Origin of the sequence: uncultured Methylobacterium sp. (genome assembly GCF_964242245.1) — a bacterium.
GTDB lineage: Bacteria > Pseudomonadota > Alphaproteobacteria > Rhizobiales > Beijerinckiaceae > Methylobacterium.
The window spans coordinates 112806-124539 of sequence record NZ_CAXTBY010000001.1 but is presented as its reverse complement, the minus strand read 5'-3'; the positions used below and the strand labels follow the sequence as shown (position 1 = coordinate 124539).

12 protein-coding genes are annotated in these 11734 nt (G+C 71.8%); 7 read left to right on the top strand and 5 right to left on the bottom strand.

Annotation, left to right across the window (positions count from 1 at the left end; genetic code table 11):
- From ACFE8Y_RS00595 to rfbA, 3 genes are all read left to right on the top strand, one after another.
- A partial coding sequence (locus ACFE8Y_RS00595; protein ID WP_375462434.1) for a dTDP-glucose 4,6-dehydratase occupies window positions 1-578 on the top strand: 578 nt, incomplete at its 5' end.
- Window positions 579-1472, top strand: a complete 894-nt coding sequence (gene rfbD, locus ACFE8Y_RS00590; RefSeq protein ID WP_375462433.1) for a dTDP-4-dehydrorhamnose reductase — start codon at window positions 579-581, stop codon at window positions 1470-1472.
- Between the two features lie 3 nt (window positions 1473-1475).
- Window positions 1476-2354 carry a glucose-1-phosphate thymidylyltransferase RfbA gene (gene rfbA / locus ACFE8Y_RS00585; RefSeq protein ID WP_375462432.1) on the top strand — a complete coding sequence of 293 codons (879 nt, stop codon included), beginning with the start codon at window positions 1476-1478 and terminating at the stop codon, window positions 2352-2354.
- 287 nt (window positions 2355-2641) lie between these two features.
- Here rfbA and ACFE8Y_RS00580 read toward each other — a convergent pair whose 3' ends face one another.
- Window positions 2642-2911, bottom strand: a complete 270-nt coding sequence (locus ACFE8Y_RS00580) for a hypothetical protein (RefSeq protein WP_375462431.1) — start codon at window positions 2909-2911, stop codon at window positions 2642-2644.
- 158 nt (window positions 2912-3069) lie between these two features.
- Between ACFE8Y_RS00580 and ACFE8Y_RS00575 the strand changes: the two genes are divergently transcribed.
- From ACFE8Y_RS00575 to ACFE8Y_RS00560, 4 genes are all read left to right on the top strand, one after another.
- Window positions 3070-4158 (top strand): OpgC family protein, encoded by a 1089-nt coding sequence (locus ACFE8Y_RS00575; protein WP_375462430.1) that lies wholly within the window; start codon window positions 3070-3072, stop codon window positions 4156-4158.
- Between the two features lie 8 nt (window positions 4159-4166).
- Window positions 4167-5078 carry an SGNH/GDSL hydrolase family protein gene (locus ACFE8Y_RS00570; RefSeq protein WP_375462429.1) on the top strand — a complete coding sequence of 304 codons (912 nt, stop codon included), beginning with the start codon at window positions 4167-4169 and terminating at the stop codon, window positions 5076-5078.
- Between the two features lie 99 nt (window positions 5079-5177).
- Window positions 5178-6524 carry a lipopolysaccharide biosynthesis protein gene (locus tag ACFE8Y_RS00565; RefSeq protein WP_375462428.1) on the top strand — a complete coding sequence of 449 codons (1347 nt, stop codon included), beginning with the start codon at window positions 5178-5180 and terminating at the stop codon, window positions 6522-6524.
- Window positions 6521-7651: a GNAT family N-acetyltransferase gene (locus ACFE8Y_RS00560; protein WP_375462427.1), complete on the top strand. Its 1131-nt coding sequence runs from the start codon at window positions 6521-6523 to the stop codon at window positions 7649-7651. Before ACFE8Y_RS00565 ends, ACFE8Y_RS00560 begins: the two co-directional genes overlap by 4 nt.
- Here the strand turns inward: ACFE8Y_RS00560 and ACFE8Y_RS00555 are convergent.
- The 4 genes from ACFE8Y_RS00555 to ACFE8Y_RS00540 all read right to left on the bottom strand — a co-directional run bounded on the left by ACFE8Y_RS00555 (window position 7638) and on the right by ACFE8Y_RS00540 (window position 11605).
- Window positions 7638-8018, bottom strand: a complete 381-nt coding sequence (locus tag ACFE8Y_RS00555) for a hypothetical protein (protein ID WP_375462426.1) — start codon at window positions 8016-8018, stop codon at window positions 7638-7640. The two genes, ACFE8Y_RS00560 and ACFE8Y_RS00555, sit on opposite strands and share 14 nt — an antisense overlap.
- Before the next feature lie 173 nt (window positions 8019-8191).
- On the bottom strand, window positions 8192-8512 hold the full coding sequence (locus ACFE8Y_RS00550; protein ID WP_375462425.1) for a c-type cytochrome: 321 nt from the start codon (window positions 8510-8512) through the stop codon (window positions 8192-8194).
- A gap of 186 nt (window positions 8513-8698) precedes the next feature.
- Window positions 8699-9982 (bottom strand): PQQ-dependent sugar dehydrogenase, encoded by a 1284-nt coding sequence (locus ACFE8Y_RS00545; protein ID WP_375462424.1) that lies wholly within the window; start codon window positions 9980-9982, stop codon window positions 8699-8701.
- A gap of 120 nt (window positions 9983-10102) precedes the next feature.
- The gene (locus tag ACFE8Y_RS00540) at window positions 10103-11605 is read right to left on the bottom strand and encodes an NAD(P)/FAD-dependent oxidoreductase (RefSeq protein ID WP_375462423.1); all 1503 of its coding nucleotides are present in this window, start codon (window positions 11603-11605) and stop codon (window positions 10103-10105) included.
- Between the last annotated feature and the right edge of the window lie 129 nt (window positions 11606-11734).

Here is an 11734-nt window from a genome sequence, read left to right as displayed (position 1 = left end):
GGCACGAGACCTACGGCCTGCCGGTGCTGGTGACGAACTGCTCGAACAACTACGGACCGCGCCACTTCCCCGAGAAGCTGATCCCGCTGATGATCCTCAACGCGCTCGAAGGACGCCCCCTGCCGGTCTACGGCGACGGCCTGAACGAGCGCGACTGGATTCACGTGGAGGACCACGCCCGCGGCCTCGTCGCGGTGCTGGAGCGCGGCCGGATCGGGCAGACCTACCTCCTGGGCGGGCGCGCCGTGCGCAGCAACCTCGCGGTGGTGAACGCGCTGTGCGCCGCCTTCGACCGTTTACGGCCCGACCACGCGCCGCACGCGCGGCTGATCCGCTTCGTGGCCGACCGGCCCGGCCACGACCGGCGCTACGCCATCGATCCGGGCAAGGCCGAAGCCGAGGTCGGCTGGGCGCCGGCGAAGACCTTCGAGGAAGCGCTGGAGGCGACGGTGCGCTGGTACCTCGACAACGAAGGCTGGTGGCGCCCGATCCGCGAGGGGCGCTATTCCGGCGAACGCCTCGGGCTCTCGGCCGGGGACGGCACCAGCGAGGGCGAGAGCACGAGCAAGGGCGTCTGAATGGACATCCTCATCCTCGGCGGCGCGGGCCAGGTCGGCACCGAGCTGCGGGCCCTGTCCTGGCCGGACGGCGTGCGCCTCGACGCGCCGGAGCGTGCCGCCCTCGACATCACCGACGCGGCCGCGGTCTCCGCCCGCATGGACGGGCGTGCCTACGCGGCGGTGATCAACGCGGCCGCCTACACCGCGGTCGACCGGGCCGAGGCGGAGCCGGTGGACGCGTGGCGCCTCAACGCGCTCAGCCCCGCGATCCTGGCGGCCGAGACGGCACGCCGGCAGATCCCGCTGGTGCACGTCTCGACCGACTACGTGTTCGACGGCGCGCGTACCGGCGCCTACCGGCCCGAGGACTCAATCGCGCCGCGGAGCGTCTACGGCGCGAGCAAGGCCGCGGGCGAACTCGCGGTGCGGGCCGGCAACCCGCGCCACGCGATCCTGCGCACCGCCTGGGTGGTGAGCCCGCACCGCGGCAACTTCGTCAAGACGATGCTCCGGCTCGCCGCCGAGCGCGACGCGCTCACCGTTGTCGACGACCAGCACGGCTGCCCGACCTCGGCCGCCGACCTCGCGGCGGCGATCGCGGTCGTCGCCCTGCGGATGGCCGCGGACGCGGGGGCGCCGACCGGCACCCACCACTGCGTCAACGCGGGCGTCACGACGTGGTGCGGCTTCGCGCGGGCGATCGTCGCCGGCAGCGTCCGGCGCGGCGGGCGCGACGTGCCGGTCTTCGGCATCCCGACCTCCGCCTACCCGACGCCGGCCCGGCGCCCGGCCAACTCGGAACTCTCCACCGCAAGCCTGACGGCGGCCTACGGCCTCGCGCCGCGGCCGTGGCAGGCGGCCCTCGATCCCATCCTCGACCGCCTCGTCGGGCCGGTCTCAGCGGAGGTGTGAGCGATGAAGGGTATCGTACTGGCCGGCGGCTCGGGCACGCGGCTGCACCCGGCGACGCTGTCGATCAACAAGCAGTTGCTGCCGGTCTACGACAAGCCGATGATCTACTATCCGGTGTCCGTACTGATGCTGGCCGGCATCCGCGAGATCCTGATCATCTCCAGCCCCGAGCATCTCGACAACTACAAGCGCCTGTTCGGCACCGGGGAGCAGTTCGGCCTGCAGTTCTCCTACGCGGTGCAGCCGCGGCCGGAGGGGCTGGCACAGGCCTTCGTCATCGGGCGCCCGTTCGTGGGCGCGGACGACGTGGCGCTGATCCTCGGCGACAACCTGTTCTTCGGCGCCGGGATGGGCGACCTGCTCGCCCGCGCCGCCGGGCGAACAGTGGGCGCGACGGTGTTTGCCTACCACGTCGAGAACCCGCAGGCCTACGGCGTGGTCACCCTGGACGCCGCCGGGCGCCCCTTGCGCCTCGTCGAGAAGCCGGCCGAGCCCGAATCGACCTGGGCGGTCACGGGCCTGTACTTCTACGACAACCAAGTGCTCGACATCGCCGCCGGGGTGACGCCGTCCGCCCGCGGCGAGCTGGAGATCACCTCGGTCAACGAGGCCTACCTCGAACGCGGCCAGCTTCACGTCGAGCGGATGTCGCGCGGCTACGCGTGGCTCGACACCGGCACCCACGACAGCCTGTTGGAGGCCGCCGAGTTCGTGCGCACGATCCAGCACCGGCAGGGCCTTCAGGTCGCCTGCCTGGAGGAGATCGCCTTCGAGCAGGGCTTCATCGGCCGCGACCAGCTCGTCGCCCGCGGCGAGCTGTTCAAGAAGACCGCCTACGGCCAGAACCTGCTGCGGCTGGCCCGCGAGAACCCGGTGCGCTGAAGCGGCCGTTGGGCGACCGGGTTCGCGTCTTATGCGGTTTCCGGTCGATCGGTTCGGTTGCGTGCGCTCCCTCCCCCGCAGACTTGCGGCTTCACACATCCTGAGACCGGTGCTGCGTGGATCGGGCGAAGCGCCGCCCGGCTCCCTCTCCCGTGCGGGAGAGGGGACCCGCGCTCCTCCCGGATCGCGTGGAGCGATGTGTGCATATGCAAGCCTCCGCGGGGGAGGGTAAGGACGCGCGGATGACGGGAACCGACGTCCCCGAATCCATCAACCGGGTCCGCGTCTTACTTCGCGCCGCAGCCGATGCAGATGCCCTGCTGGATCTTGTCGTCCTTCTTCTGCTCGGGCGTGCGTGCGCGCCGGTCGTCGGCGTTCGCGGCGCCGGCCGCGGCGCCCGGCGGCTTCGTCCGGCCGACGTCGGACGTGTTGGGGGCGGTGACCGTGGACGCGGCGCCTCCGCCGGTCCCGGTCTGGGCCTGAGCCCAGGCCCCGGGCGGCGTCGCGAGCGGCATCAGCGCGGACAGGGCAGCGGCGATCTGGAGCGGGGTCGGCATCGAGAAATCTCCTTCAGCGGCGTAACGCGGACGCGCGGCCCCGGTTCGTCGCGCGGCCTCGATCCCGGGTCCACCTTTGCAGTCCGGCCGGGGCCGCCGTATCACGGCCGCCTTCGCCGCGCCGACTCGCAAGACCAGCCCCCGGAGCCGACACAGCGATGCGGGACCCGAACGCGATCGATTTCTGGCGGGGACTCGCCCTCGTCACGATCTTCATCAACCACGTCCCCGGCAACACCTTCGAGCGCTACACCTATTCCCAATACGGCATCTCGGACGCGGCCGAGCTGTTCGTGTTCCTCGCCGGCTGGTCGATCGGCATCGCCACCCGCGGCCGCGACGGCGTCGCCGAGCCGCGCCCGCGCACGATCCTGCGGCTCCTGTCGCGCACCATCGAGGTCTACCGGGCGCAGCTCACGGTGATGGCGCTGGCGCTCGCGATGATCGCGGGCACCGCCCTCGTCCTCGACAACCCGCTGATCCTCGAATGGCACAACGCGGGCGGCTTCTTCGCCGATCCGATCCAGACCATCGTCGGCATGGTGCTGCTCACCCACCAGCTCGGCTTCTTCAACATCCTGCCGCTCTACGTCGTCCTGCTCGGGATCGCGCCCGCCTTCGTTCTCGTCGCCCGCGAGAGCCGAGTGCTTGCCCTGCTGCTGTCCTCCGGCCTCTACGTCCTCAGCCTCGTCGAGGAGTGGAACCTGCCGTCCTGGCCCGGTCAGGGGGACTGGTTCTTCAACCCGTTCTGCTGGCAGTTGCTCCTCGTCCTCGGCTTCGTGATGCAGGACTGGAACCGCGCCTCGGGCACGCTGCGGCTCTGGTCGCGCCGGCTGTTCCCCCTCGGGCTCGCGGTCGTCGTCCTCGGCATCGTGCTCTCGGTCCTGGAGATCCGCCCGGACCCGATGTCGGTGCCTGAGCCGCGGCTGCTGTTCACCTTCGACAAGACCTACCTGACGCCGGCGCGCCTGTTACATTTCCTCGGCGTGCTTCTCGCGTTCGGCCCGGTCTATGGCATCATCGCGCCGCGAATTGGGATAGTCGTCAAATACCTGACCAGCCTCGGCCGGAATTCCCTGGCCGTCTTCTCGATGGGATCGATCTTGAGCCTCGGCGGCCAGCTCCTGCGCTTCCGCACCGGCGGCGGCCTCCTCGTGGATGTCGCCGTCCTCGCCTGCGGCATCCTCGGGCTCGGCCTCACGGCGTGGTTCGTCGAGTGGCGCGGCCGAACCCGGGTGCGGACGTGAGGGTGGCGATGCGGCGCACGGGCCGGGCCGGGATCGCGGGCGCGGTGCTCGCGGGCTGGCTCTGCCTGGGAGGCGCGTGGGCACAGGACCAGCCCGCCCGTCCGTCCGACACCCCGGCGCTCGCCGCGCCTCCGGCCCCCGGCAAGGAGGAGGCCGGCGATCCGAGCCTGTCGCCGGAATGCCGCGTGCCGGGCTCCCAACTCTACACCCTCGCCAAGCTCCGGGCGGTGAAGGCGGCACTGAGCGAGAAGCGGCCCGTGCGGGTGCTCGCCATCGGCGGCACCGCGGCGCCCGGCGCCTCGGCGACCTACCCCGTCAAGCTGGAGACCGCCATCGAGAGTGCGCTCCCCGACGTCGACGTCCTGATGGAGTATCGCGGCCTGCAGGGCGAGATCGCCTCCGGCGCGGCCGAGCGCCTGCGCAGCATGGTCGCCGACCTCGAACCCGACCTCGTGGTCTGGCAGGTGGGCACGCACGATGCGCTCGCCCGAGTCGACCTCGACGCGTTCGCCGGCGCGCTGGGCGAGACCGTGACGTGGATCAAGTCGCACGCGATCGACGTGGTGCTGGTCGATCCCCTCTACACCGCGAGTCTGGCGGACGACGCCTACTACACCAGCATCGTGCGCGCCGTGCGCACGGTCGCGGCCCGCGAGAAGGTGCCGCTGGTGCTGCGCTACGACGCGATGCGCTACCTTGCCGGCCACAGCGACAAGGGCGAGAGCCACATGCTCGGCCAGCAGTTCCGCCTGAACGACCTCGGCCTGCGCTGCATGGCCGAGCACGTCGCCCGCGCGATCACGCTCTCGCTGCTCCAGCCGGACGTCACGGGAACGGCCGGGCCGCCGGTGCCGCCCGCGTCCCCGCCGGGCCAAGCCGCCTCGCCCGCAGGTCCGCCCACCGCACCGGGCGAGCCGTGACCGGTCCCGTTAACCCGGTCGCAACGGCGGTTCGCGTAGTCGTCGCGACCGGGCCGCTGCGCCGATGGCGCGGCCGATGACGTGTCGAGGGAGGCGGGCATGACGGCGGCGGCCCTCGGCACGGTGTTCGATCGCATCCGCGCCGTCGGCACCGGCCCGGGCCGCGCCGCCCTCGACATCTTCGCGATCCGCATCGCGGCGGCCGGCTTCGCCTACGGCGCGCAGGTGCTCACCGCCCGCCTGATGGGCTGGGAGGAGTACGGCATCTTCGCCACCACCTGGGTCTGGACGGCGATGGCCGGCCACTCGATCACCCTCGGCCTGTCGCAGAGCGCCTGCCGGTTCCTGCCGGTCGACCAAGCCCGCGGCGACCTCGACCATGCCCGCGGCTACCTCGCAGCCGGCGCCCTCGTCACCGGCGGTGCGGCGCTGGCGGTGGCGCTCCTCGGGGCGCTGCTCCTCGCGCTGCGGCCCGACTGGGTCTCCGGTCCCTACCGCGCACCGCTCCTCGTGGCGGCCTGCGTGCTGCCGCTGTTCTCCCTCCAGGACTTCCTGGAGGGCGTCGCCCGAAGCCAGAACTGGGGCGTTCTCGCCATCGCGCCGCCCTACCTGCTCCGCCAGACCGTGATGATGGCCGCGATGCTGGCCGCCATCCTCCTCGGCGCGCCGGCCGAGGCCTGGGTGGCGATGGCCTGCATGCTGATCGCCGCGGGCCTCGCCGTCACGATCCAGGCCGGCCTGGTGCTCGGGCGGATGGCCCGCACGATCCCGAAGGGGCCGCGCCGGTACCGCTGGCGGCACTGGCTCGGCGCCAGTCTGCCGATCGCGCTGATCGACTTGGCCAATGCCGGCTTCACCTTCGTCGACGTGGTGGTGCTCGGCTTTCTGATGCCGCCGTCCGCCGTCGGCCTGTACTTCGCCGCGACCCGCATCCAGCAATTCGTGGCGTTCGTGCACTTCGCCGCCACCGCCGCCACCGCCCAGCGCTTCAGCGCGGCCCATGCCGTCGGCGATCGGACGGCGCTGGCCGCCCTCGTCCGCCTCCAGGGCCGGGCGACGCTGGCGGCGACCGCCCTCGTCGCCCTCTGCGTCGTCGCCGCGAGCCCGCTGCTGCTCGCGATGTTCGGCCCGCAATTTCCCGACAGCGTGCCGCTCCTCGCGATCCTCGCCGCGGGCAGCGTGGCGGCGAGCCTGTTCGGCCCCGGCGAGGACCTGCTGACCATGCTCGGCGGCGAGCGGCTCTGCGCCGGCATCACCCTGGCGATGCTGGCGCTGGCCGTCGGCGGCTGCCTCGCCCTCGTGCCGAGTCTCGGCGTCACCGGTGCGGCGCTGGCGATGGCGTTCGTGACGGTGCTGCGCGCCGGCATCCTCGCGCTGGCTGCGGGGGCCGTCCACGGTCTGTCGACGCCGGTCTGGTCCGGCACCTCCCCGATGAGCGCCCGATGAGGCCGGCAGCGCGCGCGTTCGGCGTCGAGGCCGACGAGACGGCCGCGCCCGGTGCGGCGGCGTGGGAGGATCTGTTCGTCCGCGCCCGCGCGCCGCACCCGCATTACGGGCGCCACGTGCTGGCCGCACACGCCATCGCCGGCCTCCTGCCCGACGACCTGCGCTTCGTCACCGTCCGGTCCAGCGGACGGCTCGACGCCCTGCTGCCGTACCGGATGACACGGGACCTTACCGGCCTCGGCGGCCTCGTCGCCAAACCGTTTCTCTCGCCCTTCGTCACCGCGACCGCGCCGCTTGCCGCCGACGGGCCGGATTCGGAGCGAACCTTCGACGCGCTCGCCGCGGGCTTGGCCCGGGCCTCCGGCGGCCGCGCGTGGCGCTGGCCGCTCCTCACGGTCGACGGACCCGCCGGGGCGGGCCTGCTTGCCGCGATGACGCGCGCCGGCTGGCGCCATGCCAGGGTCACCACCTTCGCCCGTCCGGTGCTCGACCGGCGCGGGACCCACGCCGCGTTCCTCGACGGCCATCCGCACAGGGCCCGCTTGAAGGACCTGCGCCGCCGCACGCGGCGCCTCACCGAAGGCGGGGCGATGGCGTTCGAGACGGCCACCGGCGGCCCTCGTCTCGTGGAGGCGGTGGCGGCGTTCCTCGACCTGGAGCGCTCGGGCTGGAAGGACAGAGCCGGCACGGCGATGGCCTGCCGCCCGGCGCACGCGGCCTTCGCCCGGGCGCTGTTCTGCGAGACCGACGGGCCGGTCCGGGCGCGCGCCGATACCCTGAGCCTCGACGGGCGCCCAGTGGCGATCAGCCTCGCGCTCACCGGCGGCGGTACCGCGACGCTCCTCAAGACCGCCTACGACGAGGACCGCCGCGCGAGCGCGCCGGGCCTGTTGCTGGAGGCGGAGATCGTGCGCGCCTGCCACGAGACCGCCTTTGCCGACCGGCTCGACTCGGCGACGCTCGCCGGCTCGGCGCTGGAGAAGCTGTATCGCGAGCGCGAGACGATCGCCGAGGTGATCGCGGTGCCGCCGGGCGGGGCCGGTCCCTCGTTGGAGCGCCGCGTGCGGCTCGCCCGGTTCGAGCATCAGGCCCGCGACGAGGCGAGACGCGTGCTCAGGCGCCGCTGACGGTCCTGCGACGCGGACGGGGACGTTTCAGGCCGTCGAAGAACCGTGCGTCGGTCAGCGCTGCGGCGATCACCCCGAACAGCCCGAGGTGCAGGCCGATCGCGGCGGAGCCGAGCGCGTGCAGGGACCACAGCGCGACCGCGCCGCCCGCCATCAGCGGCGGTCCGGCGACGTAGGCGAGCCTTCGCCAGCCCGACGCCGCCCGCCCAAGGCGCCACCAGCACGCGGCGAGCGCCATCGCCGCGAAGCCGCCCTTGATCACGGCCATGCAGCGGAGGACGCGGGCGAGGTCCGGGTCGATCGCGGCCGCGGGCGCCTGGGCGAGGACGAGGCCGGATGCGGCCAGCGCGAGGAGCGTTCCGATCATCAAGACGGCCCGGTCGGAACGCGCGTTCTTCGCAGCCGGACCCGCCGTCCGCCATCCCGGTACCTGCGCATAGGCCGTCAGGGTCGACCGCATTCCCGCCTCCGTCGGATCGACCTGAAGCCTACTCCGGACGATCGATCGGCGAAAGCCGGCCGTAGAGGCTGAGCCGCACTTCAGCCCGGCGGTATCACCTCGATCTGCAGGCCGCCGTAGTAGGCCGCGAGGTTGGCGATGTCGGCATCCGACAACTCCTTGGCAACGACGCTCATCACTTCATTCTTCCGCGTGCCTTCGCGGTACTCGCCGAGCGCCTTCACGAGGAAGACCTCGACCTGGCCGGCGAGGTTCGGCGCCTCGGGCAGCTTCGAGAGCCCGTCCAGGCCGTGGCAGGCCTGACACGCCGCGGCACGCTTGCGCCCGGCTGCGGCGTCGCCGGCCTGAACGGCCATCGGTGCGAGGGCGAGGATCAGGGCGAGGACGGACAGGCGTATCATGCGGAGACCGGAAAACATTTCGGCAGAGCGTGTGACTTGAGATGAGCAGACAAGGTGCCACGCGTAGAGGCCCGAGAAGAAGCCGCGCGGCTCCCTCTCCCGAACGGGAGAGGGGACCCACGTTTTGCCCGTTCACCCGTCGCATCACTGCTCGCGATGCAATGCGGCGCGGGTGAGCCAAGCCGTCTACTTGGCGTCGCCCTCGTAGGAGATCCGGTAGATCGCGCCCGCGGCGTCGTCGGAGACCAAGAGCGATCCATCCAGCAGCACCGCTACGTCGACGGGCCGCCCGAGATACTCGCCGTCGCCCGTGAGCCAGCCGTCCGCGAAGGGCTTCGGCTGGCCGACCTTCCCGTCGGCGCCGACGGGCGCGAACATCACCCGGGCGCCGACCGGCTCGGTGCGGTTCCACGAACCGTGCTCGGCGATGAAGAGGCCGCCGCGATAGCTCTGCGGGAACTGCCGGCCGTTGTAGAAGGTCAGGCCGAGGTCGGCCGCGTGCGCGGGCAGCTCGGCCACCGGCGCGACGGCGCCCGCCGGCGGGGTCTGGTCCTTGTAGGCGACGGTGCGGACCTGCCCGCCGCCGTACCAGGGGAAGCCGAAGTGCTCGCCGGGCTTCGTCGCGTGGTTCAGCTCGCCCGGCGGCGTGTCGTCGCCCATGCCGTCGACCTGGTTGTCGGTGAACCACAGGGTCTTGTCGGTGGAGAAATCGATGCCCACCGAGTTGCGGATGCCGGTGGCGAACACCTCGCGGTTCTTGCCGTCCGCATCCATCCGGACGATGCCGCCGATGCCGGCCTTCGCGTAGAGATCGAGCTTGTCGGCCGCCGGCACGTTGTAGGGCTGGCCCAGCGCGATGTAGGTCTTGCCGTCCGGTCCCACGCGGCAGACGCGGGCGGTGTGGTTGTAGCTCTCCTCGCCCGCCGGGATCAGCTCGCCCTGCTTGACGACGACGACGGCGGCCACGTCCGGCGCCTCGTAGAAGAACTCGGCCGCCGGGAAGGACAGCACCCGGTTCTGCTCGACGACGGTGAGCACGCCGTCCTTCGAGAAGCAGACGCCGTTGGGGATCTTGAAGTCGATGCCCGGCGCGAAGGCGCGGACCTCGTCGGCGACCCGGTCCTTGTCCCGGTCGGTGACGGTGTAGACCTTGGACTTGCGCGTGCCGACGAACAGCACGCCGGCATTGGGGCCGACCGCGATCGAGCGGGCATCCGGCACCACCGCGTAGAGGTCGATCTTGAAGCCTTCGGGCAGCCTGATCTTTGAGAGCGTCCTGCGGATCGCGTCGGCGCGCCGGCCCGTCTGAGGGATTTCGGGCGCCGGCGCGGTGCCGGTGCTCCTGAACGCCTGGAGCTTCTCGAGGTCGTCCACCTTGGATTTCGTGTCCCCGGGGGGCGCACCCTGGGCGACGGCGGAGGTGACGAGGGCGGCGCCGGACAGCAGCGCGGCGAGCATCATCGAGCGCATGGGTCTTCCTTCCCGATATCGCCCTTGAGATCGGGCGTTGATCGGACATAAACCCCGTCGCGGGCGGTCGGGCAACGCGTCGCAGTGACGCCGTGGCACAACTGTCCGCGAGCGCGTCGCTCAGGCGACCCTGCGCGGCACCAGCCGCTCGCTCGCGAGCGCGCCCGCAGCGCCCGAGACGCCGGCCTCGGTGTACTCGGCGTCCTCGTTGACCCGCCACACGTCGTGGCGGCGCCGGCCACCGAGGATGTTCTCGACGGTGAGCATCGCGGTCATCATCGCGTGGTCCTGGTTGTTGTACTTGTGCATGCCGTTGCGGCCGACGAGGTGCAGACTCGGGAAATCCCGCTCCAGCTCCCGCCGCACCGTGGCGACGTTCTCGGCGTAGGCCTCGTCGTAGACCGGATAGGCCTTGGGCTGGCGCACGACGCAGGCATCGACCACGTCGGCCGGGTCGATCAGGCCGATCTGGCCGATCTCGCGCTTGGCGAGCGCGACGAGGTCGGCGTCCGACGCTGTCCAGAGCCCGTCGCCCTCGAAGCAGAAGTACTCGAGCCCGAGGCAGGTGTGGGCGTCGTCGGGCACCATCTCCGGCGACCACGAGCGGAAGTTCTGCACCCGCCCGACCTGCACCGACGGATCGTGGATGTAGATCCAGTTATCGGGGAAATTCTTGTCCGACTTGGCGATCAGCGCCACGGTGACGAAGTCGCGGTACTGGAGCGCGCGGGCCTGGAAGGTGCTGATCGGGCGCGGGCGGATCGCCTCGACCAGCTCGCGCACCGGCGCCGAGGAGATCACGTTGCGGGCGGTCCAGGTCTCGCGCGTGCCGTCGCCGCGCAGCGCCGCGACCGTCCACAGGCCGGTGGCGGGCTCGAAGCTCAGGCCGTCGACGCCGCAGTCGAGCAGGACGCGACCGCCCTGCGCGGTGATCTTCGCAGCCGCCGCCTCCCACATCATGCCGGGCCCGCGGCGGGGATAACGGAACGACTCGATCAGGGTCTTGATCACCGCACCATCGGGCCGGCGCCGGGCCTTGATCCCGAGGGAGCGCTTCACCGCGTCGCGAATCGCGGCGCCGAGATCGAGGCCCTTGATGCGCTGGGCCGCCCAATCGGCCGAGATCGCATCGCACGACATCCCCCAGACCTTCTCGGTGTAGGTCTTGAAGAAGATCGCGAACAGGCGCTCGCCGAACTGGTTGCGCACCCAGGCGTGGAAGTGCTTCGGCTCCGCGATCGGCCGCGCGCGGGCGTAGAGGTAGGACAGCACGCAGGCCGTGCTGGTGAGAACGCCGAGGTTGCGCAGGGCTTCGAAGGCCTTGAGCGGGTAGGCGTAGTACTTGCCCCGGTAGTAGATCCGCGACAGGCGCGGGCGCTCGATGAAGTCGTCGGGCAGGATCTCGTCCCACAGGTCGACCACGGCTTGCGACTTCGAGAAGAAGCGGTGGCCGCCGATGTCGAACAGGTAGCCGTTGTGACTGACCGTGCGCGAGATGCCGCCGACCTGGGTCGCGTCGCGCTCCAGCACGGCGACGTCCCGGCCGTGCTTCGACAACAGGTAGGCCGCCGTGAGGCCGGCCGGCCCGCCGCCGATCACCAGCGTCTCGGTGTGGTGACTCATCCGCTGCCCCGATCCCAACGTCCGCGCGGGAGGAGGCTGCACCCGGCGTGGTTAAGGAAACCTCCCACGAACGCACGTCACCCGCCGCGCCTTGACCGGCCGTTAAGCCGCGTCCGGCACGCTCCGGGC

What these genes read in the sequence shown, in the direction of transcription:
- rfbD (WP_375462433.1), top strand. Translation starts at nt 579, where the DNA reads ATGGACATCCTCATCCTCGGCGGCGCGGGCCAGGTCGGCACCGAGCTG.
- ACFE8Y_RS00540 (WP_375462423.1), bottom strand. Translation starts at nt 11,605, where the DNA reads ATGAGTCACCACACCGAGACGCTGGTGATCGGCGGCGGGCCGGCCGGC.
- ACFE8Y_RS00550 (WP_375462425.1), bottom strand. Translation starts at nt 8,512, where the DNA reads ATGATACGCCTGTCCGTCCTCGCCCTGATCCTCGCCCTCGCACCGATG.
- ACFE8Y_RS00575 (WP_375462430.1), top strand. Translation starts at nt 3,070, where the DNA reads ATGCGGGACCCGAACGCGATCGATTTCTGGCGGGGACTCGCCCTCGTC.
- ACFE8Y_RS00545 (WP_375462424.1), bottom strand. Translation starts at nt 9,982, where the DNA reads ATGCGCTCGATGATGCTCGCCGCGCTGCTGTCCGGCGCCGCCCTCGTC.
- rfbA (WP_375462432.1), top strand. Translation starts at nt 1,476, where the DNA reads ATGAAGGGTATCGTACTGGCCGGCGGCTCGGGCACGCGGCTGCACCCG.
- ACFE8Y_RS00565 (WP_375462428.1), top strand. Translation starts at nt 5,178, where the DNA reads ATGACGGCGGCGGCCCTCGGCACGGTGTTCGATCGCATCCGCGCCGTC.
- ACFE8Y_RS00570 (WP_375462429.1), top strand. Translation starts at nt 4,167, where the DNA reads ATGCGGCGCACGGGCCGGGCCGGGATCGCGGGCGCGGTGCTCGCGGGC.
- ACFE8Y_RS00555 (WP_375462426.1), bottom strand. Translation starts at nt 8,018, where the DNA reads ATGATCGGAACGCTCCTCGCGCTGGCCGCATCCGGCCTCGTCCTCGCC.
- ACFE8Y_RS00580 (WP_375462431.1), bottom strand. Translation starts at nt 2,911, where the DNA reads ATGCCGACCCCGCTCCAGATCGCCGCTGCCCTGTCCGCGCTGATGCCG.
- ACFE8Y_RS00560 (WP_375462427.1), top strand. Translation starts at nt 6,521, where the DNA reads ATGAGGCCGGCAGCGCGCGCGTTCGGCGTCGAGGCCGACGAGACGGCC.